This window comes from Bacillus sp. KICET-1 (genome assembly GCF_027721405.1).
GTDB lineage: Bacteria > Bacillota > Bacilli > Bacillales > Bacillaceae > Bacillus > Bacillus velezensis.
In genome coordinates, this window is record NZ_CP113515.1 from 2,020,811 (window position 1) to 2,043,773 (window position 22,963).

23 protein-coding genes are annotated in these 22,963 nt (G+C 47.6%); 18 read left to right on the forward strand and 5 right to left on the reverse strand.

The window, feature by feature from the left end:
- Positions 1 to 93 precede the first annotated feature (93 nt).
- Together mbcS and OVA33_RS10440 are read left to right on the forward strand one after the other, a co-directional pair.
- Positions 94 to 1,680, forward strand: coding sequence for an acyl-CoA synthetase MbcS (gene mbcS / locus OVA33_RS10435; RefSeq protein WP_017418364.1), 1,587 nt, complete (start codon positions 94 to 96; stop codon positions 1,678 to 1,680).
- Between the two features lie 23 nt (positions 1,681 to 1,703).
- Positions 1,704 to 3,299 carry an amidohydrolase gene (locus tag OVA33_RS10440; RefSeq protein ID WP_063636779.1) on the forward strand — a complete coding sequence of 532 codons (1,596 nt, stop codon included), beginning with the start codon at positions 1,704 to 1,706 and terminating at the stop codon, positions 3,297 to 3,299.
- Positions 3,300 to 3,315: 16 nt separating this feature from the next.
- On the opposite strand, the gene OVA33_RS10445 is transcribed toward OVA33_RS10440, so the two are convergent.
- Positions 3,316 to 4,122: an NAD kinase gene (locus tag OVA33_RS10445; RefSeq protein ID WP_017418362.1), complete on the reverse strand. Its 807-nt coding sequence runs from the start codon at positions 4,120 to 4,122 to the stop codon at positions 3,316 to 3,318.
- A 181-nt stretch (positions 4,123 to 4,303) separates the two neighbouring features.
- Between OVA33_RS10445 and sppA the strand changes: the two genes are divergently transcribed.
- From sppA to OVA33_RS10515, 14 genes are all read left to right on the forward strand, one after another.
- The gene (gene sppA / locus OVA33_RS10450; protein ID WP_003152419.1) at positions 4,304 to 5,311 is read left to right on the forward strand and encodes a signal peptide peptidase SppA; all 1,008 of its coding nucleotides are present in this window, start codon (positions 4,304 to 4,306) and stop codon (positions 5,309 to 5,311) included.
- 13 nt (positions 5,312 to 5,324) lie between these two features.
- Positions 5,325 to 5,816, forward strand: coding sequence for an RDD family protein (locus tag OVA33_RS10455; protein ID WP_017418361.1), 492 nt, complete (start codon positions 5,325 to 5,327; stop codon positions 5,814 to 5,816).
- A gap of 77 nt (positions 5,817 to 5,893) precedes the next feature.
- Entirely contained in the window at positions 5,894 to 6,583 is a 690-nt protein-coding gene (locus OVA33_RS10460) for a DUF2953 domain-containing protein (protein ID WP_063636778.1), read from the forward strand.
- 12 nt (positions 6,584 to 6,595) lie between these two features.
- Complete coding sequence (ytfJ, locus tag OVA33_RS10465) at positions 6,596 to 7,036, forward strand: GerW family sporulation protein (protein ID WP_003152423.1); 441 nt, start codon at positions 6,596 to 6,598, stop codon at positions 7,034 to 7,036.
- A 115-nt stretch (positions 7,037 to 7,151) separates the two neighbouring features.
- The gene (tpx, locus tag OVA33_RS10470) at positions 7,152 to 7,655 is read left to right on the forward strand and encodes a thiol peroxidase (RefSeq protein ID WP_007613091.1); all 504 of its coding nucleotides are present in this window, start codon (positions 7,152 to 7,154) and stop codon (positions 7,653 to 7,655) included.
- 61 nt (positions 7,656 to 7,716) lie between these two features.
- Complete coding sequence (locus OVA33_RS10475) at positions 7,717 to 8,703, forward strand: class I SAM-dependent methyltransferase (RefSeq protein WP_063636777.1); 987 nt, start codon at positions 7,717 to 7,719, stop codon at positions 8,701 to 8,703.
- Positions 8,704 to 9,013: 310 nt separating this feature from the next.
- Positions 9,014 to 10,201, forward strand: coding sequence for an acetate kinase (locus OVA33_RS10480; RefSeq protein ID WP_007408053.1), 1,188 nt, complete (start codon positions 9,014 to 9,016; stop codon positions 10,199 to 10,201).
- Positions 10,202 to 10,300: 99 nt separating this feature from the next.
- Positions 10,301 to 10,813: a MogA/MoaB family molybdenum cofactor biosynthesis protein gene (locus OVA33_RS10485; RefSeq protein WP_007408054.1), complete on the forward strand. Its 513-nt coding sequence runs from the start codon at positions 10,301 to 10,303 to the stop codon at positions 10,811 to 10,813.
- 151 nt (positions 10,814 to 10,964) lie between these two features.
- Positions 10,965 to 12,176, forward strand: a complete 1,212-nt coding sequence (locus OVA33_RS10490) for an argininosuccinate synthase (RefSeq protein ID WP_014418628.1) — start codon at positions 10,965 to 10,967, stop codon at positions 12,174 to 12,176.
- Positions 12,173 to 13,549, forward strand: a complete 1,377-nt coding sequence (gene argH, locus OVA33_RS10495; RefSeq protein WP_003152429.1) for an argininosuccinate lyase — start codon at positions 12,173 to 12,175, stop codon at positions 13,547 to 13,549. The genes OVA33_RS10490 and argH overlap by 4 nt, the downstream gene beginning before the upstream one ends.
- Before the next feature lie 73 nt (positions 13,550 to 13,622).
- Positions 13,623 to 13,751 carry a hypothetical protein gene (locus tag OVA33_RS10500; RefSeq protein ID WP_007408056.1) on the forward strand — a complete coding sequence of 43 codons (129 nt, stop codon included), beginning with the start codon at positions 13,623 to 13,625 and terminating at the stop codon, positions 13,749 to 13,751.
- A 137-nt stretch (positions 13,752 to 13,888) separates the two neighbouring features.
- Positions 13,889 to 14,656 (forward strand): SDR family oxidoreductase, encoded by a 768-nt coding sequence (locus OVA33_RS10505; protein WP_017418355.1) that lies wholly within the window; start codon positions 13,889 to 13,891, stop codon positions 14,654 to 14,656.
- Between the two features lie 60 nt (positions 14,657 to 14,716).
- Positions 14,717 to 15,403: a metal-dependent hydrolase gene (locus OVA33_RS10510; protein ID WP_007613083.1), complete on the forward strand. Its 687-nt coding sequence runs from the start codon at positions 14,717 to 14,719 to the stop codon at positions 15,401 to 15,403.
- 138 nt (positions 15,404 to 15,541) lie between these two features.
- Positions 15,542 to 16,858 carry a CBS domain-containing protein gene (locus OVA33_RS10515; protein ID WP_007408058.1) on the forward strand — a complete coding sequence of 439 codons (1,317 nt, stop codon included), beginning with the start codon at positions 15,542 to 15,544 and terminating at the stop codon, positions 16,856 to 16,858.
- A gap of 28 nt (positions 16,859 to 16,886) precedes the next feature.
- On the opposite strand, the gene OVA33_RS10520 is transcribed toward OVA33_RS10515, so the two are convergent.
- Positions 16,887 to 17,189 carry a YtpI family protein gene (locus tag OVA33_RS10520; protein WP_014418625.1) on the reverse strand — a complete coding sequence of 101 codons (303 nt, stop codon included), beginning with the start codon at positions 17,187 to 17,189 and terminating at the stop codon, positions 16,887 to 16,889.
- A 116-nt stretch (positions 17,190 to 17,305) separates the two neighbouring features.
- Here OVA33_RS10520 and OVA33_RS10525 point away from each other — a divergent pair, with 116 nt between their 5' ends.
- A complete protein-coding gene (locus OVA33_RS10525) occupies positions 17,306 to 18,247 on the forward strand; it encodes a DHH family phosphoesterase (protein WP_025649719.1) in 942 nt (313 codons plus the stop codon).
- A 17-nt stretch (positions 18,248 to 18,264) separates the two neighbouring features.
- On the opposite strand, the gene OVA33_RS10530 is transcribed toward OVA33_RS10525, so the two are convergent.
- The 3 genes from OVA33_RS10530 to OVA33_RS10540 all read right to left on the reverse strand — a co-directional run bounded on the left by OVA33_RS10530 (position 18,265) and on the right by OVA33_RS10540 (position 19,403).
- Positions 18,265 to 18,456: a YtzJ family protein gene (locus tag OVA33_RS10530; protein ID WP_003152436.1), complete on the reverse strand. Its 192-nt coding sequence runs from the start codon at positions 18,454 to 18,456 to the stop codon at positions 18,265 to 18,267.
- 105 nt (positions 18,457 to 18,561) lie between these two features.
- Positions 18,562 to 19,065, reverse strand: coding sequence for a sporulation membrane protein YtrI (gene ytrI / locus OVA33_RS10535; protein WP_007408062.1), 504 nt, complete (start codon positions 19,063 to 19,065; stop codon positions 18,562 to 18,564).
- Positions 19,062 to 19,403 carry a sporulation membrane protein YtrH gene (locus tag OVA33_RS10540; RefSeq protein ID WP_003152438.1) on the reverse strand — a complete coding sequence of 114 codons (342 nt, stop codon included), beginning with the start codon at positions 19,401 to 19,403 and terminating at the stop codon, positions 19,062 to 19,064. Before OVA33_RS10540 ends, ytrI begins: the two co-directional genes overlap by 4 nt.
- 142 nt (positions 19,404 to 19,545) lie before the next feature.
- On the opposite strand from OVA33_RS10540, the gene dnaE reads away from it, so the two are divergent.
- Complete coding sequence (gene dnaE / locus OVA33_RS10545) at positions 19,546 to 22,884, forward strand: DNA polymerase III subunit alpha (protein ID WP_071181929.1); 3,339 nt, start codon at positions 19,546 to 19,548, stop codon at positions 22,882 to 22,884.
- Positions 22,885 to 22,963 lie beyond the last annotated feature (79 nt).

Consider the following 22,963-nt stretch of genomic DNA (forward strand, 5'->3'; position numbering starts at 1 on the left):
AGTATAGATAGAAGGCGGGAAGCAATTTATGCATATTTTTATTGTAATGGCCTATGTTTATGTATAATGGGGAAAGAAAGTGAGGAGTTGTTCGTGTTAAAACGAGAAGATTTAATCGCCCCAAAGAACTATAACCTTGTAAATGAAATCGAAAAGTTCAGCCGTTCCAAAGAGAAGAACGCGCTTATTTGGGAAGATCAAACAGGCGGCAAGAAAGTCTGGACGTATGAAAAATTGATGGAAGAAACGAATAAAATCGGAGCCCGCCTGAAAGGTCTCGGATTTGAAAAAGGCGATAAGCTGATTGTCATGGTTCCGAGAGTGCTTGAAGCGTATGCCGTTTATTTAGCGATCTTAAAAGCGGGGATGGTCGTCATTCCTTGCTCGGAAATGCTGCGCGCCAAAGACCTTGAATACCGGATCAAACACGCCGAAGTGAAAGGCGCTATCGTTTTTCCTTCATTTATAAACGCGTTTGACGAGGTGAATACCGAGCAGCTGGTGACATTGTCAATCGGTGAAAATGATGCCGGCTGGAAAAACCTCTTAACGATTGAAGCGGACGGAAACAGTTTTCAAACAGCTGATACAACAAGAGAGGACATGGCGTTTTTGTCCTATACTTCAGGCACGACCGGCCAGCCTAAAGGCGTTGTACATACACACGGCTGGGCCTTTGCCCATTTAAAAACATCAGCCGGTGCATGGCTGGATATTTCTGAAGACGATACAGTGTGGGCCACCGCGGCGCCCGGCTGGCAGAAATGGGTGTGGAGCCCGCTGCTCGCAATTCTGGGAAGCGGCGCGACAGGAGTCATTTATCACGGCAGATTCAACGCCAAGACGTATTTAGAGCTGCTGGAGCGCCATCAAGTAAATGTCTTCTGCTGTACCCCGACGGAATACCGCCTGATGGCAAAAGTGGAGGAGTTGGACAAATATGATCTTTCTGCCCTTCACAGCGCAGTTTCTGCTGGTGAGCCATTAAACCGGGAAGTCATTGACGTATTCCGGAAGCATTTCGGCATTAAAGTGAGAGACGGATACGGCCAAACGGAGAGCACCCTGTTAGTCGGCGTCCTGAAGGATATGGATATTAAGCCGGGAAGCATGGGCAAACCGACCCCTGGAAATCAAGTGGAGATTATAAACGATAAAGGCGAAATATGCGAAACGGGCGAAACGGGCGATATCGCCGTGCATTTGAGCACACCGGCCTTATTCAAGGAATATTATAAAGATCCCGAAAGAACGAAAAAGCAGATTCGCGGAGATTACTTTCTTACAGGAGACCGCGCGAAAAAAGACGAGGACGGCTACTTTTGGTTTGAGAGCCGCAATGATGACATCATTGTCAGCTCCGGATATACAATCGGGCCTTTTGAAGTAGAGGACGCGCTCGTGAAGCATCCGGAAGTGAAAGAATGTGCCGTCGTGGCGAGCCCGGATGAAATCAGAGGTTCAATCGTAAAAGCTTATGTCGTTTTACAAGACGATGAAAAGCGCAGTGACGAACTTGTCAAAGAACTGCAAAACCACGTAAAAACGATTACGGCGCCTTATAAATATCCGAGAGAAATTGAATTTGTCGAAAGCCTGCCGAAAACGGCGTCCGCAAAAATCAGACGTGTGGAGCTGAGACAGCGTGAAGAACGGCTGAAGGCTGATAAAAAAGCATAATACAGGATAAAGGGTGAGCGGGGATGAAAGCGATTTGGCACGGCGGCACCATCTATACAATGCTGGACAAGAATCATGTCACTGAAGCCGTTTATACCGAAGAAGGCGTCGTCAGGCAGACGGGCAGCTTCCGGGAACTCCAAGGAACATACGGTTCGCCTGATACGGAGGAAATCGATTTACATGGAGCTGTCATGTTCCCGGGGTTTACGGACAGTCATATGCATTTAATCGGGCACGGGGAAAAACAGCTTCGCCTCGATTTGTCGCAGCTGACGTCAAAAGAAGCGATACTGCGGGCTGCAAAAGAAGCAGAGCGTGAATTGGAAGATGGCGAATGGCTGATCGGCGAAGGCTGGGATGAAAATCTGTTTGAACGGCCGGTTTACGTCACGAAGCATGACCTTGACCTGCTCTTTCCCGACCGCCCCGTCCTGCTGAAGCGGGTATGCCGGCACGCCGCGGCGGTTAATTCGGCCGCATTGCGCGCGGCGGGAATTACAAACGAAACACCTGATCCATACGGCGGGATTATCGTCCGGGACGGAACCGGTCCGACAGGCCTCCTGCTGGATAAAGCCCAAGAGCTTGTGACACAGGCCCTGCCGCCCGTCTCACTTCACTATGTCAAACGCGCGCTTCAAACGGCGATTACGGACTGCTGGTCAAAAGGCCTGACCGGCGGGCATTCAGAAGATCTGGCATACTACGGAGACGCGTCCATTCCCGTTGCCGCGTACGAGTCGTTAACCGGCAGCGGCCTTTATCCTTTTCGCGCCCATCTGCTCGTACATCACGAAGCCGTCGACAGCTGGAGCGCTCTGGATAAATCGATCGGACCTTATCTGGAATACGGAGCGATGAAAATTTTTGCTGACGGCGCGCTCGGCGGCAGAACCGCTCTATTGAAAAAGCCTTATCACGATGATCCGTCAGTCTCCGGCGTTCAGGTGCATGATGACGAAACCCTTGCCGCTCTTGTTTATAAAGCGAGAGAGAAAGGGATGGAGATTGCCGTGCACGCGATTGGCGACCTTGCATTTGAAAAGGTGCTGGATGTTATCGAAAGATACCCGGCAAAGCCCAGACAGCTAGACAGGCTCATTCATGCGCAAGTATTAGATGACGGATTGATTGAAAGAGCCGCCCGGCTGCCGATCGGACTTGATCTTCAGCCGCATTTTGTGGCCAGTGATTTTCCGTGGGTGATTGACCGGCTCGGAGAAGAGCGGATGAAAACGGCTTTCGCCTGGAAAACACTGCTGTCAAAAGGGCTGCTGTGCGCCGGAGGTTCAGATGCCCCGATTGAGCCGGCCGATCCGCTTCTGGGCATTCAATCGGCTGTGCTCCGTACAAGCAAGCAGCACCCGGAAGGTCCGGCCTATTATGAAAAAGAGTGCCTGACCGTGTACGAAGCCATTCAGCTTTACACGGAGGGAAGCGCGGCCATCATCCATAAAGAACATAGCCGCGGACGGATCGCCCCCGGCTATGATGCCGACTTTACCGTACTCAGCGGTGATCCGTTCATGACGGACCCGAAAAAGCTTCATGAATTGGAAGCGGTCAAAACCGTCGTCGGCGGCCGTATCGTATATGAAAAAGAGGACAGGCGCTGATGCCCGTCCTCTTTTTTTATGATAAAAATGATCGTTTTACTTTTTCCCAGAAAGAGTTGTCTTTCAGTTTCACCGTTTTGATTTTTTTATCGGATAGTCTAATCTCAACCTTTTTGACATTCCGCGTGCTGAGCGCTTCATTATCAAGCCCGATAATCGGATGCTCATTGCCGTCTTGCACCACCTGCAGTGTCAGCTTCCGGTCTGAGCTTAAAATAAACGGAGATCCGAGTGTACGGTATGTGTTGTTGTTCAACGACGCCAGTTCGGATACCTGCATGCAGGAAATCAAAGGATCAACAACGGCGCCTGAAACAGATTTATTGTAGGCGGTGCTGCCCGTCGGGGTGGAAATGATCATCCCGTCTCCTCTGAACGTCTCAAAATGAAGATCATCAATTAACACATCCATCACAAACGTTTTAATAATGCTTGAACGGATGGAAACCTCGTTTAAACAGTGAAAATGATTGCTGCCGTCCACCGTTACGTGAATGAGCGGGTATTTTCTGACCTCAAGCTGTTCCGCGGTCATGCTGGCCGCCATTTTTTCAGGCTCATCGCTGTGAAAATCACAGTACAAATGGGCTTTCCCTTTTTTAGCGATGCCGACATACAGACAGTCATCACGGAATCCGGTTTTTCTGACGGCTTGCAGAAATGAGCCGTCGCTGCCGATGCTGGCAATAATTCCGGCATCCTCCGGTTGAGCCGCAACTGTAAAACCGTGCGATTCAGCAAGCTGCTTCAAAGAGCTGACTTGTTCTTTTGTTTCGTTGTTTTGTTTGTGAAAAAAATAAACATTGCGGCGAAGATCGGTCATATCCCCATTCCCCTTTGCTGTCATATTTACGTTTTTCTCCCAGCAGGTATTGTGTTAAAATACCTGTGGCAATAGTGTAACATGTTTCCTGTTTATCCGGTAAGGGAAAGCGCTTCATGAAAAAAATGAATCTTTTTTTACGGGGGAACGTACGAATATTGACAGAAAAGGAGGAGAACAAATGAATGCAAAAAGATGGATTGCGCTCGTCATCGCGCTCGGCATTTTCGGCGTATCAGTCATTGCAAGTGTGACCGTCGGGGTGCTGAAGAATATCGGAGATACAGGGTCTGACTTTGCATCACTGACAGATGACACAGAGGAAGTGACGCTGGATAAGGGCAGCCCCGGCAGTAAAATCGCCGTGCTTGAAGTGGACGGCACGATTGAGGATAACGGCGGGTCCGCTGGCCTGCTCAGCTCAGGCGGGTATGATCACAGATCATTTTTAAAACAGGTTGAGCGTGCGAAAGAAGACAAAAGCGTCAAAGGAATTGTGCTGAAAATCAATTCCCCTGGCGGAGGCGTGTACGAAAGCGCGGAAATACATAAAAAACTGGAAGAACTAAAGAAAGAAACGAAGAAACCGATTTATGTATCCATGGGCTCCATGGCGGCATCGGGAGGCTACTATATTTCAACGGCTGCCGATAAAATCTATGCTTCACCGGAAACGCTCACGGGTTCACTGGGCGTCATTATGGAAAGCGTCAATTATTCCAAGCTCGCCGATGAACTCGGCATCAAGTTTGAAACCATTAAAAGCGGCGCGCATAAAGACATCATGTCCCCGACCCGCGACATGACGAAGGAAGAAAGAAAGATCATGCAGACAATGGTCAACGATTCTTATGAAGGATTTGTCAATGTCATTTCAAAAGGCCGGCACATGTCAAAAGCGGATGTGAAAAAAATTGCCGACGGCCGTGTTTACGACGGCAGACAAGCGAAAAAAATCGGCCTCGTTGATGAGCTCGGTTTTTACGATGATACGATCAGCGCGATGAAAAAGGACCATAAAAATATGAAAAACGCTTCAGTCATCACATACGAGGAAGGATTCGGATTAGGCTCGCTCTTTTCCATGAGCGCAGCGAAAATGTTTAAAAGCGAAATTGATTTTCTGAATATGAAAGAACTCATTTCGCAATCCGGTTCGCCGCGGATGATGTATCTCTATGCAAAGTAGGGGGGAAGAAAGAATGGACGCGACTTACGAAGGCTTTCACGGCAAAGAAGAGGAAGCCGAACAACAGAAGGCGCCCGAGCAGGCATATGCGGGCTTTTGGATCAGGTTTTGGGCGTTTCTTCTTGATTGGCTGGTGGTCTGGGGACTTAACCATCTCATCGTTTCACCGATTTTCACGCTGATGAAGCTCCCGGCAACAAGCGGAATGTTTACAATCTCAGCTTATTCCGTCACAACCCTGATCGTCTACCTCGCCTATTTTGTGTTCATGACGAAATGGTTTCATCAGACACTCGGCAAAATGGTCTTCGGGTTAAAGGTCACTTCTTTGACGCCCGGAAAGCCGCTGACTTGGAGCACCGTCATCTTCAGAGAAGCGGTGGGGCGATATATCGATAAAATCTGGATTCTCTATATCGTCATTGCGTTTACGCCCAAAAAGCAGGGCATTCACGATTTGATCGCCGACACAACGGTGATTCACGAAGCGCTGTACCGAAAATAAAAGCAGTAAACCCGGAATAAACGTCCGGGTTTATTTTTTTTGGTTTTGGCGATAATGCTGCTAAGGAAGTGAAGCCTATGGGATATGCCGCAGCAGCTGTAATTCTCATTCTCATTTTGGTCTGGCTGCTCATGAGGATGAAAATCTATCTGACTTTCGAATATCTTCACGATAAAGATAACGACAAACTGACGTATAAACTCTCGGCCTTATACGGGCTGGTCCGTTTTAAAAAAACGCTGCCCGTCATTAAAGTAAACAGCGAAGACGCGTCTATTGATGTCAAACAGGACACGAAATCAGAAATGAAAGGTCAGAAAAAAGAGAAGAAAAAAATCACATATGAAGATGTCAAACAGAGCATTCACAGAATAGAAATGATTCTGCACCAAGTCTTTCAGATGCGCCAAATCGCCGCCTCATTTCTTGCGGGAGTCCGTGTTACGAAGTTTGAATGGGTGACGGTTATCGGAATAAAAGACGCCGCCGTTACGGGAATCGCCGCCGGCGGATTGTGGGCCGTAAAGGGAGGCCTTACGGCGATGCTGTATGATCATCTGCGTTTCATACATAAACCGGTGTGCGAAGTCATTCCGTCTTTTCAAGTGCCTGCATCCAAGACGCATTTGCAGTGTATATTCTTTTTTCGTTTTGGACATCTTATAGGTGCAGCTTTCAAATTGCTCAAATACGGGCGGAACGGACTTTCTATCATACGAAAGAAACAGCCGGTTCCGGTTGCTTCAAAGAATGATTCATCAGTTTAAGGAGGAGCGCATATGGCAGACCATCCCATTCAAGGTTTAATGAAAACCGCTATGGAAAATTTAAAAGAAATGATTGACGTGAATACAATCATCGGCGATCCTGTTGAAACGCCTGACGGCAGCGTAATCTTAACGGTTTCAAAGGTCGGCTTCGGATTTGCGGCGGGCGGAAGCGAGTTTGGAGGAAAGCCGGCTGAAAAAAGAACCGATGATGATGAAAGAAAAGAGCAGAAGCTCCCGTTCGGCGGCGGAAGCGGCGGCGGAGTATCCATTACGCCGATTGCGTTTCTGATTGTCGGGACAAACGGCGTGCGTATGCTTCATTTGGACGAAAACACCCATCTGATTGATAAACTGTTAGACTCCGCGCCTCAAACGATTGAACGCATCCAGCATATGTTTAAAAAGAATGAAAAAGGCCGGAACCAAAAAAGAACGGATATTGATTTATAACAGAAAAGTTAACTGCCGCCCGCAGTTAGCTTTTTTTACGATGCGGCATAACCTTTGCAGTTTGCATAAAACTCGACTATGATAGAGCTATACATAGATAAAGGGAGGAATCAGAATGGCTGAAATTACATTTAAAGGCGGAGCCGTGACGCTGATCGGACAAGAAGTGAAACCGGGTGACCAAGCTCCTGACTTCACGGTTTTGACAAACGGATTAGAAGAGAAGACATTAGCAGATATGAAAGGGAAAGTAACGATCATATCCGTTATTCCTTCCATTGACACAGGCGTATGTGACGCGCAGACACGCCGCTTCAACGAAGAAGCCGCAAAACTCGGTGATGTGAACGTTTATACAATCAGCGCCGACCTTCCGTTTGCACAAGCGCGCTGGTGCGGAGCGAACGGAATTGATAAAGTTGAAACGTTATCGGATCATAAAGAGATGTCATTTGGTGAAGCATTCGGTGTTCACATCAAAGAACTTCGTCTTTTGGCGCGTTCCGTATTCGTCCTTGATCAGGACGGAAAAGTCGTTTACGCGGAATACGTAAGCGAAGCGACAAACCACCCGAATTATGAAAAGCCTATCGAAGCTGCAAAAGCGTTAATTAAGTAAAGAGAGAAAAAGAGCTCCGGGTGCTGCCGCGGAGCTCTTTTCATGGCAAGGAGGAAACAGCATGCAACACGACCATGTCGGTCAGATTTATGAACTTTTAGATGAAGCCGCCCAAGTGATAGCAGAAGGCCTTCAGATTTCTTATATTGAGGGGCTTGCGGAAGCGGGAGAAATGTATTTTCTTGAAAAGGCCGACCAGCTTCCGCTTCAGGAAAAGCAAACCGGCGAGCTTAACAGCCTGCTCGCGAAAGCAGACTTCCGAAAATGGGAGCATGAATGGATCCGCAAGGCGTTCCAGCTCGCCATTTTAAAAGGGCTCAAAGATAAGTCCCATCCGAACAGACAGATGACGCCTGATACGATCGGCCTTTTCATCAGTTACCTCGTGAATAAATTTACGGGCGGCCGAAAAGGCCTGACATTGCTGGACCCCGCCTGCGGCACCGGAAATCTTCTGCTGACCGCGGCAAACCAGCTTTCTGACAAAGCGGGAAAAAGCTTCGGCATTGAAATCGACGATGTCCTTCTGAAGATCGCATATGCGCAGGCGAATCTGCAGGAAAAAGAAATGGAGCTGTTCTGCCAGGACAGTCTTCAGCCGTTATTTATTGAACCGGCCGATGCGGTCATCTGCGATTTGCCGGTCGGCTACTATCCGAATGACGAAGGCGCTGAAGCGTTTGAGCTGAAAGCGGATGAAGGCCACTCATTTGCCCACCACTTATTTATTGAGCAGAGCGTCAAACATACAAAACCGGGCGGATACTTATTTTTTATGATTCCAAACCATCTGTTTGACAGCGCGCAAAGCGATAAACTGAAGCGGTTTTTTGCGGAAAAAGTGTATATCAACGCCCTTCTTCAGCTGCCGGCTACTATGTTTAAAGACGAAGCGCAGGCAAAGAGCATTTTAATCTTGCAGAAAAAATGCGAAGACGCAAAGCCGCCGAAACAAGCGCTTTTGGCGAATCTTCCTTCCTTTGCGAACCAGCAGGCGATGCGGGAGATGATGGCAAAATTGGATCAATGGATTCAAAAAGAAAAATAATGGCGAAAAAGCAGTGTGAGATGCAAAATCCCGCGCTGCTTTTGCTTTTTAAAATGAATGGAAATCAGGACGATAACACAAATTAAGGAAAGAAAATAACATTCCGTAAGGCCGTACCGTCCATTTGGCACAAATAAAATTTATCAGAAAATATCGACTTCGTATTGTAAGCGGTGCCAATGTGGATGTTGACTTGAAATGCTGAGTTGACAATGTTTAAATGGAAAAGTCAGATATTTTTTGGACTGCAATTATGGTCTGGGAAAAAAGAACGAACAAACGAAGAAGAATTTTGATAGGAGCGTCATTTATGTCTAAAATTATTGCAATTAACGCAGGAAGCTCATCTTTAAAATTTCAGTTATTCGAAATGCCTTCAGAAAAGGTGCTAACAAAAGGTTTAGTAGAACGGATCGGTATCGCCGACAGCGTTTTCACAATCTCTGTTAACGGCGAAAAAAATACAGAAGTGACAGATATTCCGGATCATGCGGTTGCGGTGAAGATGCTGCTTCACAAGCTGACTGAATTCGGTATTATAAAGGATTTAAATGAAATTGACGGAATCGGCCACCGTGTGGTTCACGGCGGAGAAAAATTCAGCGATTCTGTTTTGCTTACGGATGAAACAATCCGTGAGATTGAAGAGATTTCAGAACTTGCGCCGCTTCACAACCCGGCTAATATCGTCGGCATTAAAGCCTTTAAAGAAGTGCTTCCGAATGTGCCTGCGGTTGCAGTGTTTGATACGGCGTTCCACCAAACGATGCCTGAACAATCTTACCTGTACAGCCTACCGTACGAATACTACGAGAAATACGGCATCCGCAAATACGGTTTCCACGGCACTTCTCATAAATACGTGACACAGCGCGCAGCTGAGCTTCTCGGCCGCCCGCTTGAAGATTTGCGTCTGATTTCCTGCCACCTCGGTAACGGCGCAAGTATCGCGGCCGTAGAAGGCGGAAAATCCATTGATACGTCAATGGGCTTCACACCGCTTGCGGGTGTTGCGATGGGAACACGTTCAGGAAACATCGACCCTGCATTGATTCCGTACATTATGGAAAAAACGGATCAGACGGCAGATGAAGTATTAAATACATTAAATAAAAAGAGCGGACTGCTTGGCGTATCCGGTTTCTCCAGCGACCTTCGCGATATCGTGGAAGCTTCAAAAGAAGGAAACGAAAGAGCGGAAACGGCTCTTGAAGTGTTCGCAAGCAGAATCCATAAATACATCGGTTCTTATGCTGCGAGAATGAGCGGCGTTGACGCGATTATTTTCACTGCGGGTATCGGTGAAAACAGCGTTGAAGTCAGAGAACGCGTGCTTCGCGGCTTAGAATTCATGGGTGTATATTGGGATCCTGCGCTGAACAACGTGCGCGGCGAGGAAGCGTTTATCAGCTACCCTCACTCTCCTGTCAAAGTCATGATCATTCCGACTGACGAAGAGGTCATGATCGCACGCGACGTTGTCCGCCTTGCACAGTAATGATCGAAAAAAGCACATCCTTTAGGGTGTGCTTTTTTATTGAATGCCCCAGAATCAAACGTTACGATATGTTTATTACATAAACGATGAGGTGAAGCAATGAGTGTGCATGAACATAAACAAGAAGCCCCGTCAGCCGTGCGCTGCAAGGTGATTACAGTCAGCGACACGAGAACGAAAGAAACCGACAAAAGCGGGCGCGTCATGATGGACTTCCTCAGGGAAGCGGGATTTGAAACGGTCGCTTATGACATTGTTAAAGATGAAAAAGATGAATTGCAGAAAGCCGTTTTATCCGGCTGTATGGATGAATATACAGATGCGGTGCTGTTAAACGGAGGGACGGGCATTGCCGAAAGGGATGTCACAATTGAAGCGGTCACGCCGCTGTTTTCAAAAGAACTCCCGGGATTCGGCGAGCTGTTCCGCATGCTGAGCTATACGGAGGACATCGGTTCCGCCGCCATTTTGTCCAGAGCGGCAGCGGGTGTGATCCAAAATACCGCAGTCTTCTGCACGCCCGGCTCCTCAGGCGCCGTAAAGCTTGCGATGAGTAAACTGATTATTCCTGAACTGCCCCATGTGCTCCGGGAAATCCGAAAAGATTTATAAATGTATAAAAAGGCTCTGCTCCGCTCAAAAAATTGGGTGGGGTTTTTTTTATAAAAGGCTTGAAAAAACAGAATTTACTTGTTACAGTGTATACATACAAAATGCATTTTTATTAATTAAAACTAATTTTTATACAAAGGGAGCTTTTAACATGGCAGAACAAAAAAAGGTTGTATTGGCATACTCAGGAGGTCTTGATACTTCTGTAGCGATAAAATGGCTGCAAGAACAGGGATACGATGTTGTTGCCTGCTGCTTAGATGTAGGGGAAGGAAAGGATTTGGCATTCGTTCAGCAAAAAGCGCTGGAAGTAGGCGCCTTAAATTCTTATGTGATTGATGCGAAAGAAGAATTCGCCCGGGAGTACGCGCTTATTTCTATGCAGGCCCATACAATGTATGAAGGCAAGTATCCGCTCGTATCTGCATTATCCCGTCCGTTAATCGCGAAAAAACTCGTTGAAGTCGCGGAAAAGGAAAACGCGGTGGCCGTAGCGCACGGCTGCACGGGAAAAGGCAACGATCAGGTTCGTTTCGAAGTATCCATTAAATCATTAAATCCTGATCTGGAGGTCATTGCTCCGGTCCGTGAGTGGCAATGGTCGCGTGAAGAAGAAATTGAATATGCCGCAAGCCGGGGCATTCCGATTCCGATCAATCTTGACAGCCCTTATTCCATCGATCAGAACCTATGGGGACGCGCCAATGAATGCGGTATATTAGAAGACCCGTGGGCGGCGCCGCCTGAAGGGGCATATGACCTGACAGCATCTCTTGAAAACACGCCGGACGTTCCGGAAATCATCGAAATCGCATTTGAAGCCGGTGTTCCGGTTTCAATCGATGGCGTAACCTACCCGCTCGCTGATTTAATTCTCAAGCTGAACGAGACTGCCGGAAAACACGGCATCGGCCGGATTGACCATGTGGAAAACCGCCTGGTCGGCATTAAGTCCCGTGAAGTTTATGAGTGCCCGGGCGCCATGACTTTGATTACGGCTCACAAAGAGCTTGAGGATCTGACTTTAGTGAAAGAAGTGGCCCATTTCAAACCGGCAATTGAACAAAAACTGTCTGAAATCATCTATAACGGTTTATGGTTCTCGCCGTTAAAAGACGCGCTGCTTGCATTCTTGAAAGAAACTCAAAAACACGTCACCGGCGTCGTGCGCGTCAAGCTGTTTAAAGGCCATGCCATTGTAGAAGGACGTAAGTCGGAATATTCACTCTACGATGAAAAACTTGCGACATATACAAAAGACGATGCTTTTGACCATCACGCGGCAATCGGTTTCATTGAGCTTTGGGGGCTGCCGACAAAAGTAAACAGCATTGTGAAAAAGAAGGAGCAGATTGAAGCATGAAGAAGCTTTGGGGAGGCCGTTTTCAAAAAACACCGGAAAAGTGGGTCGATGAGTTCGGCGCATCCATCACATTCGACCAAAACTTAGTCAAAGAGGATATTACAGGGTCTCTCGCTCATGCGGCAATGCTGAAAAAATGCGGCATTCTGACGGAAGAAGAAGAAGGTGCCATCCGTCAAGGGCTTCAGACCCTCCTGCAAAAAGCAGAGGAAGGAACGCTTGAATTCTCTGTTGATTATGAAGATATCCATTTGAATATTGAAAAAATGCTGATCGAAGAAATCGGACCGCTAGGCGGCAAGCTCCATACCGGCAGAAGCCGGAATGACCAGGTGGCGACCGACATGCATTTGTATTTGAAAGATCATGTCTCACATATCATCGTGCTGATTGAACAGTTCCAAAAAGCGCTGATCGAAAAAGCGGAGGCCAATGTCGAGACCATTCTGCCGGGGTACACCCATTTGCAGCGGGCTCAGCCGATTTCTTTCGCCCACCATCTGCTTGCTTATTTTTGGATGCTTGAACGGGATAAAGAGCGTTTTCGCGATGCTATGAAGCGGATTAACATATCGCCGCTCGGATGCGGGGCGCTTGCCGGAACCACGTTTCCGATAGACCGTAACTATTCGGCGGAGCTGCTCGGTTTTGACTCCATTTATGAGAACAGTCTTGACGGAGTCAGTGACAGAGATTTTATTCTCGAGTTTTTAAGCGGCAGCAGCATGCTGATGATGCACCTTTCGCGTTTATCAGAAGAAATCATTCTATGGTGCTCGCAGGAATTCAGATTCATTGAACTGGATGATACGTATGCGACGGGAAGCAGCATGATGCCGCAGAAGAAAAACCCCGACATGGCGGAGCTGATCCGCGGTAAAACCGGACGTGTATACGGTGATATGATGGGGCTTTTCACGATTATGAAAGGGCTCCCGCTCGCTTACAACAAAGACCTGCAGGAAGATAAAGAAGGCATGTTTGACACGGTGAAAACCGTTGAAGGAAGCCTTCAGATTTTCACAGGCATGATTGAAACGATGAAAGTAAACAAAGACATCATGAAACAAGCGACAAAACAAGATTTTTCAAACGCGACGGAACTTGCCGATTATTTAGCTAAAAAAGGCATGCCGTTCAGAGAAGCGCATGAAGTGGTCGGCAAGCTTGTGTACAGCTGCATTGAAAAAGGAATCTATTTAAGTGATATGGCATTTGAAGAATTCCTTCAAGCCAGCAGTCTCTTTGAAGAAGACATCTATACCGTGCTCGATCCGCATCATGCGGTTGAAAAAAGAATGAGCGCCGGCGGAACGGGTTTTCAGCAGGTAGAACAGGCGCTCGTAAAAGCAAAAGCCTGCGCCGGCATTTAATTTGCTGAAATTTCCTTCATATTTTCCCGTCATATCAGACACCCTACATCTATAAAGATGGGAGGTAGAAGGAATGCGCAAAGAACAAGACCGTTACATCTATGATGAAAAAGAAAGTGAAGAAACGGCCAGGCTCATCTCAGAGGCATACGAAAGCGGTTATGTCGGCATGGAGGAAGCCTCTGCTCCTTCAGAAAATTAAGCTGTCTGTAAAGACGGCTTTTTTTTCGTGCGGACGAAGTGCAAAAAAGTGATATTGCCGTTTGTTTATAGTAAAGTAGAGGGAGAAACGTCTTGATTTTATTGAAGCGGCAACGTTGCCTGGGGAGGGTATTCAATGTGCGACATGCTCTAATCACTGCCGGTACAAAGGGATTGGGCCGAAAAGTGACTGAAATGCTTCTGGAAAAAGGCTTTTCTGTCACAGTGAATTACAGACAAGACGAAGAAGCGGTCGCCTGTCTGAAGGCGGATTATCCCGGGTGCCATGACAGATTGCAATTCGTTAAGGGCGATGTAACCCGGAAAGAAGATCTCATGCGGATCGCCGATGCAGCCCTTCAGCGGTTTGGAAGGATTGACATACTGATTAACAATGCCGGGCCGTACATATTTGAGCGCAAAAAGCTAGCCGATTACTCCGATGACGAATGGTATGACATGCTTGAAGGGAATTTAAGCGCCGTTTTCCATCTGTTTAAAGCGGTTATCCCGGTCATGAGACAGCAGCGGTTCGGCCGGATTATTACATACGGTTTTCAAGGAGCGGACCATGCCCCCGGCTGGCTTCACCGTTCCGCTTTCGGAGCGGCTAAAGTCGGATTGGCTTCGTTAACGAAAACCATTGCGATTGAAGAAGCCGAATCAGGCATTACGGCCAATATGGTCTGCCCGGGTGATATTGTAGGAGATATGAAAGAAGCGTCTATAGAGGAAGCAAGACGGAAAATCGGCAAAGAAAAGACGCCGATCGGCAGGTCCGGAACCGGAGAGGATATTGCGAGAATCATCGCCTTTTTATGTGAGGAAGATTCCGATCTTGTAACCGGAACGGTCATTGAAGCAACAGGCGGGCTGAATGTGATTAACAGGCATCAATCCCTGTAAGTTTTTTCGTTTGTCAAAAAGGGAACTTGATAAATATTAATTTTTTATGAGGTGAAAACGATGAAAGTGACTTATCACGGACATTCTGTCATTCAAGTGGAAACGAAAACCCATAACATTATTTTTGATCCGTTTCTGACCGGAAACAGTCTGACAAATTTGAAACCGGAAGAAGTGAAAGCGGATGTCATCCTGCTTACTCACGGACACAATGACCATGTCGGAGATACAGAGCAGATCGCTAAACAAAACGATGCGCTCGTCATTGCGCCGAACGAGCTTGCCGTTTATCTCGGCTTTAAAGGTTTAAAGGTCCACCCGATGCATATCGGCGGGGCGCGCCAATTTGATTTCGGCAAAGTGAAACTGACACAGGCATTCCACGGATCGGCGGTCACTGATGAAGAAAACAAAACCATTACGTACACGGGGATGCCGGCCGGGATTTTATTGACGATTGACGGCAAAACGATTTTCCACGCCGGAGACACGGCGCTGTTCTCAGATATGAAACTGATCGGGGAACTGAATCACATTGACCTGGCGTTTCTGCCGATCGGTGATAACTTCACCATGGGCCCTGAAGACGCGAAACTCGCGGCTGAGTGGCTGAGAGCGAAACAGGTCGTTCCCGTTCATTACAATACATTTCCTGTCATTGAACAGGACCCTGACGCTTTCGCCGAAAGTCTGCCCGGAGGCGTCGGCAAAGTCATGGCGGCCGGCGAGACCATTGAGCTTGCCTGACATATGTGTCAAAGACCTTCTGAATCAAGCATTCAGAAGGTCTTTTTGTGATGCCGCCTTTTTTCGGGCGTCTCATTGCGAATGAATCCCCCGTACCCTTATAATAAAAGCAGAAGACTGTCCTTAGAGGTGAAACGCTTGGCAACAAAGCATGAACAAATCCTATCATACATAGATTCGCTTCCTGTCGGTGAAAAAATTTCGGTCAGAAGAATTGCGAAAGAAATGAAAGTCAGTGAAGGAACGGCTTACAGAGCCATTAAGGAAGCCGAAAACAAAGGATTCGTTTCCACTATTGAACGTGTGGGGACCATCCGGATTGAACAGAAGAAAAAAGAAAATATTGAAAAGCTGACATACGCCGAGGTCGTCAATGTGATAGACGGCCAGGTGCTCGGCGGAAAAGCCGGTCTGCATAAAACGTTGAATAAGTTTGTGATCGGCGCGATGGAGCTTGACGCGATGATGCGTTATACGGCGGCGGGGAACCTGTTAATCGTCGGGAACCGAATCAACGCCCACCGCCAGGCGCTTGAGGCGGGCGCAGCTGTTTTGGTAACGGGAGGGTTTAATACCGACGACAGCATTATCGAGCTGGCCGATATGCTTGAGCTTCCGATTCTCTCTACGAGCTACGATACCTTTACGGTAGCCGCGATGATCAACCGGGCGATCTATGATCAGCTCATAAAAAAAGAGATTGTGCTCGTGGAAGACATTTTGACGCCCGCAGATCGGACAGTGACGCTGTCCCCTAAGGATAAACTGGAGAAATGGTACGAAAAGAACTATGAAACCGGACACGGCCGCTTTCCGGTTATCGATCAGCAGATGAAAATCCACGGAATCCTCACATCGAAAGATATCGCGGGGCATGACCGGTCAGTTCCGATTGAAAAAGTAATGACCAAAAACCCTGTCACGGTGATCGGGAAAACATCTGTCGCCTCAGCGGCTCAAATGATGGTTTGGGAAGGAATTGAAGTGCTTCCGGTGACAGACGGGCATCACAAACTGATCGGAATGATCAGCCGCCAGGATGTCTTAAAAGCGCTTCAAATGGTTCAAAAGCAGCCTCAGGTCGGTGAAAAGCTGGATGATATTGTTTCAAGGGGATTTAAAGAAGAGGAAGATGACAAAACGCCGGCCGTTTATCAATATGAAGTCACGCCGCAAATGACCAATCAGCTCGGCACGATTTCTTACGGGGTGTTTACGACGATTTTAACCCAGGCCGCCAGCCGATTTTTACGCTCCCGCAAACGCGGCGAGCTGGTCATTGAAAGCATTACGATTTTCTTCCTGAAGCCCGTACAGATGGAGTCGGTCATTGAAGTGAAACCGCGCATTTTAGAGGCGGGCCGGAAATTCGGAAAAATGGAAGTGGAAGTGTCAAGCCAAAGCGGCATCGTTTCAAAAGCGATGCTCATGGTGCAGCTGATGGAGAGAAGTTAAGGGACGCACCCGGGTCCCTTTGCATTCATTATGCGTGGTCCCTCTCCGCTTCCTTTGCATGGATGGGCTCATAATGCTTATAGGCTCTATACCCGGCCCATGCGCTGCCTGCTCCGATTAAAATGAAGACGCCGCCGATGACCAGGGTCAGGACGGAGTGAAACAGAATCATTTGGTTTACTCCGTACAAAAGCACCAGCGCCCCTAATGCCATACTTGATTTAGCCGAAAAACATTCCTTCTCCAGCGCCCGTTTCGTCTGGATTCCTTTTACTTTGTAATACACGTAAAAGCAGGCAGAAAGCCCGATGAGAAAAACAAAAACCAGCATAAATGAAATCCTCCATTATATGAGTTTGCAAAACCGTTTATACCGTTGCTGAAAGATTTTCCTTTTCCATGGATAAAGAGTATGATTAAATGAATAAAAACGAAAAGGAGAAAACGATGAAATCCGAACTGATCAGAACCATATCATTATATGACACCATTATCTTACATAGACATGTGAGGCCTGACCCGGACGCCTACGGTTCGCAGTGCGGCCTTACGGAAATCCTGCGGGAAACGTATCCCGAAAAAAATATTTTTGCCGTCGGACAGCCTGAGCCGTCCTTGTCTTTTTTATATTCCCTCGATGAGGTGGATGACGAAACATATAAAGATGCTCTTGTCATCGTGTGCGACACCGCAAACCAAGGCAGGGTCGACGATCAGCGCTACCATTCCGGCGCAAGGCTCATGAAAATAGACCACCATCCAAATGAAGATCCGTATGGCGATCTGTTATGGGTCGATACGAATGCAAGCTCCGTAAGCGAAATGATCTATGAGCTGTACCTGGAAGGAAAGCAGCACGGCTGGAAACTGAATACGAAAGCAGCTGAGCTGATCTACGCGGGTATCGTCGGTGATACGGGGCGCTTCTTATTCCCGAACACCACAAAAAAGACATTAAAATACGCGGGAGAGCTCATTGAGTTCCCATTTTCATCGTCAGAGCTGTTCAATCAATTGTATGAAACAAAATTAAATGTGGTGAAGCTTAACGGCTTTATTTATCAAAATGTGTCACTGTCTGAAAACGGCGTCGCTTCCGTTTTCATTAAAAAAGACATTTTGGAGACATATGGAACCACCGCTTCTGAAGCGTCGCAGCTTGTCGGAACACTCGGAAATATTTCGGGTATCCGCGCTTGGGTGTTTTTCGTAGAAGAAGACGATCAAATCAGAGTCCGGTTCCGTTCAAAAGGTCCGGTCATCAACGGAATTGCCCGGAAATACAATGGCGGCGGACATCCGCTTGCGGCCGGCGCATCCATCTTCAGCTGGGATGAAACCGATCAGATTCTTGCTGATCTGGAAGAGATATGTAACGAACACAAGTAGAGGGGAGACCCTCTTTCTTAGTGTTCATCTGTCACGGGGATGAACCAGCAGCCGAATTCAGTCAGGTCTTCGTAGACGCGGAGATTACAGATTTGGAGTTCTTTTTTTATGAGGGAAGCGAGTGTGTCTGTTTCTGCATATGCGGAATAGCCTTGTCTGATTCGGGCTGCATGATCTTTTGCCAAGCGGCGCTCACTAAAAACCTCCATTTTCCCTTCCTCCCTTCAGAATCATTGAAAATGTCTCATCTACAGTTTATAAAAAAGCGGAGAAAAAAGCGACAGATCTATGGAAAATTTTTAAAAATGACATAATTACGTCGCAAAAGAAATATGAATTTCGACAGACAATCTCGTATAAATCGTCAGTTCCTTTACTTCAGCTTTAAATTCCTTCTCATTTATGGTGTATATTTTGTTTTCGATCGTCCGTTTTAAAAGCTCCTTTGTTTTATACACGCTTTCAATATCCTTTGTGATGACTTCAGAAATATTATCTTTCACTTGTTCCTCAAATTTCATCTTGTCAGGCTGGGCGATTCTGTATTTTTCCCCATTGATCAGCTTCACATCAACACTTTGGATGAGCAGCCTTTGCTTATTATCCTCATTTAATTTATGAAGATCTTTCTGATAGATGGAGATTTGGTTTTTTAAATCCCGCGCGTGCTCCCGCTGCTTTTCAATTAACGTCACCTGTTCTTCCTGAAACGTTCCGTATGTAAACAGAAAGAACAGCCAGCTGACGATGGCTCCGCACATCATTCCCGCAAAAAAACGCTGCCATCCCGGTTTTTTATAATACTCGGGAATTCTCATGATGACATATTCTCCTGGGTCAGCCATGAAATAATCAGCCAGCCGGTCTGCGCGCCGCCCATTGCTGAAATAATTAAAAGAAGCTGTTTGAAGATGTCGCGCGTGTTGCCTTCAAACAGCCCCCGCTCGAAACTGTATACCGCGTCAAATGTTCCCCCGATGGCCGCGACAAGCGCCCAGATCTTCAGCCTGTTCGCCAATTTTGTGATCGCCGTCAGCGGAGGCTCGCCTGATAAATAAGCTCCGAGGCCGCCGATCAGCGCGCCGCCGAGCAACACACCGAGGGCGATAAAATAACTGCTGATGAAATTCGCCATAAATCCGGCTTCCTGATCCATATATACACCACCTCACTTTTCTATCATATTGAGCGAAACGGACAAGTATGATGATGAGTCAAAAAAGAACATTTGTTTCTTAAGAAAACCCGTCTTATAATGTAGAAAGGCAAAATGAACGTATGGGAAAGGAGTGGCGGCATTGTCTTTTGTTCACCTGCAAGTACATAGCGGCTACAGCCTGTTAAACAGCGCCGCTTCTGTAAAAGAGCTTGTTGCACAAGCGAAGGAACTCGGATATTCATCATTGGCGCTGACGGACGAAAATGTGATGTACGGCGCCATTGAGTTTTATAAAGCATGCAAATCAAACGGAATTAAGCCGATTATCGGTCTGACGGCTTCTATATACACGGATGATACGGAGCTTGAAGCACACCCGCTCATTCTTTTAGCGGAGACAAACACCGGATATCAGAACCTGGTGAAAATCTCAAGTGCGCTGCAATCCATGGCAAAGGGCGGCATGAAGCGAAAATGGATGAAGAGCTATCATGAGGGGCTGATCGCCATTACGCCCGGTGAAAACGGGTACATTGAAAGCCTGCTTCAAGCCGGGAAGTTTGAAGAAGCGGTCCGGGCTGCCGAAGGATTCCGGGAGCTGTTCGGAGACGGCCGTTTTTATTTAGGGTACCAGCCGTTTAAAGGACATGAGACGTTATCAGAAGAGATTCTCCGCCTGTCAGCCGAAACGGAAATCGCTGTCTGCGCTGCGGGGGATGTCCGTTATATCAAGAAAGAAGATCAAGATGCGTACCGCTGTCTGTGCGCTATTAAAGCCGGAGAGAAATGGGAGGATCAGAGCGGGAATCTGCCGGACTTATACTTGAGGACGCCTGAAGAAATGGCAGAGCTTTACACGCGGCATCCGGAAGCGATTGAAGCAGCCGCCCGTATCGCCCGGCAATGCCGGGTCGATGTCAGCCTCGGACAGACACAGCTTCCGTCTTTTCCGGCGCCGGACGGCAAATCAGCCGATGACTATTTGGCGGAGATCTGTCATGAGGGGCTGCGCCTCCGTTTCAGCACTCCTGATGAGCGGGCTGTCCGCCGGCTTGAATATGAGCTGGACGTCATCAGGCGCATGAAATTCAGTGATTATTTTCTCATCGTATGGGACTTTATGAAGTACGCGCATGAAAAGGGCATTGTGACAGGCCCGGGAAGGGGGTCCGCGGCAGGCTCGCTTGTCGCTTACTCGCTTTTCATTACCGACGTGGATCCGCTTAAACATTCTCTGCTGTTTGAGAGATTTCTTAATCCCGAGCGGATCAGCATGCCGGATATTGATATCGATTTCCCTGATACGAGAAGGGATGAGGTCATTCAGTATGTGCAAAATAAGTACGGGGCCATGCACGTCGCCCAGATTATCACCTTCGGGACATTGGCCGCAAAGGCGGCGTTAAGGGATACCGGGAGAGTGTTCGGAATCAGCCCGAAAGAAGCCGACCAGCTTGCCCGCCTGATCCCGTCGAAACCGGGAATGACGCTTGAGGAGGCGAGGCGGCTGTCCGCTCAGCTGAACAGGCGGCTGTCCGAATCCGCCGTTCTTCATAAAGTGTTTCAGATCGCAAGGAAAATCGAAGGTCTTCCGCGGCACACGTCAACACACGCGGCCGGGGTCGTTCTCAGTAAAGAGCCGCTTTCGGAAGTTGTCCCTCTTCAAGAAGGGCATGACGGCGTGTATTTAACGCAGTATGCGATGGATCACCTGGAGGATCTCGGTCTTTTGAAAATGGACTTTTTAGGTTTGCGCAACCTGACGCTTATTGAATCCATTAAAACGATGATTGAAAAAGAGACGAATACGAAAATTGATTTTTCCGAGATTTCTTATCAGGATGAAAAAACGTTCTCGCTATTGTCAAACGGTGATACGACGGGTATTTTCCAGCTGGAATCATCAGGAATGAGAAACGTGCTGAAGCGCCTGAAGCCGTCAAGACTGGAAGACATTGTCGCGGTTAACGCGCTTTACAGGCCGGGACCGATGGAAAATATTCCGTTATTTATCGATCGGAAGCACGGACGGGCGCGTGTGGAAGTGCCGCACGAGGACGTAAGAAATATTCTCAGTGACACTTACGGCGTCATCGTCTATCAAGAACAGATAATGATGATCGCCTCGCGCATGGCAGGATTTTCATTAGGTGAAGCGGATCTGCTCAGACGGGCTGTCAGCAAAAAGCAAAAGGACATTCTGGACAGAGAGCGAAGCCATTTTGTTGAAGGGTGCTTAAAAAAGGAGTATTCTGTAGTCACTGCAAACGAGGTCTACGATCTGATTGTAAAATTCGCTAACTACGGATTCAACAGAAGCCATGCTGTCGCATACAGCATGATCGGCTATCAGCTCGCCTATTTAAAGGCGCATTATCCGCTATATTTTATGTGCGGGCTGTTGACGAGCGTCATCGGCAATGAGGACAAAATATCGCAATATCTGCATGAAGCGAAGGGGAGCGGGATTCAAGTCCTTCCGCCGTCAATAAACAAAAGCGGTTTTCCGTTTGCGCCGGAAAACGGAGCCGTCAGATACAGTTTGCGGGCCGTTAAAAACGTAGGCGTCTCGGCAGTGAAAGATATTTATAAAGCAAGAACACATAAACCGTTCGAGGATCTTTTCGATTTCTGCTTTCGCGTACCTGCAAAAAGCGTGAATCGGAAAACCATCGAAGCCCTTATATTTTCTGGCGCCATGGACGAATTCAATCAAAATCGCGCAGCCTTGCTGGCCTCCGTTGATGTGGCTTTAGAGCACGCTGAACTTTTTCGTGCAGGTGATGACCAAATGGGATTGTTTTTGGAAGAATCGTTCTCCATTAAGCCAAAATATGTAGAGGCTGAGGAATTTCCGCTCGTGGACAAGCTTCGGTTCGAAAAAGAAGCTCTCGGTGTTTATTTCTCAAGCCATCCTTTGTCTGCTTTCAGGGATCTCCTGAAAAAACGGGGGGCCCAAGCGATCACAGCAGCGCGGCAGATGCCGAAGGGGCAGCTGTCAATCGGCGCTTTGCTCGCGGGCATCAAAACGATTCGGACAAAGACAGGTCAGCATATGGCGTTTCTCACATTAAGCGATGAAACGGGAGAAATGGAAGCCGTCGTGTTTCCTGACCAATATAGAAGGCTGTCTCCGCTGTTAGAAGAAGGCGCGCTTTTATTCGCCGCCGGGAAAATGGAAGAGCGTCAGGAGAAGACACAATTCATCATGTCATCCGCCTCTCTTCTTGAGCAGACGGAGGCAGACAGAGCGCCGTCTGTTTACATCAAAATCGAAGGCAGCCGGCACAATCAGGAGTTTTTGGAAAAGATGAAGCGTATTTTACTGGAGCATAAAGGGGAAACCGGCGTTTATCTTTATTATGAAAAAGACAAGCAGACGATCAGGCTGCCGGATACTTTTCATATTCAGGCGGACCATCAGGCGTTATACCGTTTAAAAGAGCTGCTGGGCCGCGAAAACGTTGTGTTAAAATAGTGGTAACAATAATCGTTTTGTTATACAATTGAAACAATTGTGCTATCTTATTTAAAGATTCTGAAATTTTTCACCTCCA

Bases quoted from the DNA above. Each gene is read 5' to 3' on its own strand.
- OVA33_RS10440 (WP_063636779.1), top strand. From the start codon at position 1,704: ATGAAAGCGATTTGGCACGGCGGCACCATCTATACAATGCTGGACAAG.
- OVA33_RS10445 (WP_017418362.1), bottom strand. From the start codon at position 4,122: ATGACCGATCTTCGCCGCAATGTTTATTTTTTTCACAAACAAAACAAC.
- sppA (WP_003152419.1), top strand. From the start codon at position 4,304: ATGAATGCAAAAAGATGGATTGCGCTCGTCATCGCGCTCGGCATTTTC.
- OVA33_RS10455 (WP_017418361.1), top strand. From the start codon at position 5,325: ATGGACGCGACTTACGAAGGCTTTCACGGCAAAGAAGAGGAAGCCGAA.
- OVA33_RS10460 (WP_063636778.1), top strand. From the start codon at position 5,894: ATGGGATATGCCGCAGCAGCTGTAATTCTCATTCTCATTTTGGTCTGG.
- ytfJ (WP_003152423.1), top strand. From the start codon at position 6,596: ATGGCAGACCATCCCATTCAAGGTTTAATGAAAACCGCTATGGAAAAT.
- tpx (WP_007613091.1), top strand. From the start codon at position 7,152: ATGGCTGAAATTACATTTAAAGGCGGAGCCGTGACGCTGATCGGACAA.
- OVA33_RS10475 (WP_063636777.1), top strand. From the start codon at position 7,717: ATGCAACACGACCATGTCGGTCAGATTTATGAACTTTTAGATGAAGCC.
- OVA33_RS10480 (WP_007408053.1), top strand. From the start codon at position 9,014: ATGTCTAAAATTATTGCAATTAACGCAGGAAGCTCATCTTTAAAATTT.
- OVA33_RS10485 (WP_007408054.1), top strand. From the start codon at position 10,301: ATGAGTGTGCATGAACATAAACAAGAAGCCCCGTCAGCCGTGCGCTGC.
- OVA33_RS10490 (WP_014418628.1), top strand. From the start codon at position 10,965: ATGGCAGAACAAAAAAAGGTTGTATTGGCATACTCAGGAGGTCTTGAT.
- argH (WP_003152429.1), top strand. From the start codon at position 12,173: ATGAAGAAGCTTTGGGGAGGCCGTTTTCAAAAAACACCGGAAAAGTGG.
- OVA33_RS10500 (WP_007408056.1), top strand. From the start codon at position 13,623: ATGCGCAAAGAACAAGACCGTTACATCTATGATGAAAAAGAAAGTGAA.
- OVA33_RS10510 (WP_007613083.1), top strand. From the start codon at position 14,717: ATGAAAGTGACTTATCACGGACATTCTGTCATTCAAGTGGAAACGAAA.
- OVA33_RS10520 (WP_014418625.1), bottom strand. From the start codon at position 17,189: ATGCTGGTTTTTGTTTTTCTCATCGGGCTTTCTGCCTGCTTTTACGTG.
- OVA33_RS10525 (WP_025649719.1), top strand. From the start codon at position 17,306: ATGAAATCCGAACTGATCAGAACCATATCATTATATGACACCATTATC.
- OVA33_RS10530 (WP_003152436.1), bottom strand. From the start codon at position 18,456: ATGGAGGTTTTTAGTGAGCGCCGCTTGGCAAAAGATCATGCAGCCCGA.
- ytrI (WP_007408062.1), bottom strand. From the start codon at position 19,065: ATGAGAATTCCCGAGTATTATAAAAAACCGGGATGGCAGCGTTTTTTT.
- OVA33_RS10540 (WP_003152438.1), bottom strand. From the start codon at position 19,403: ATGGATCAGGAAGCCGGATTTATGGCGAATTTCATCAGCAGTTATTTT.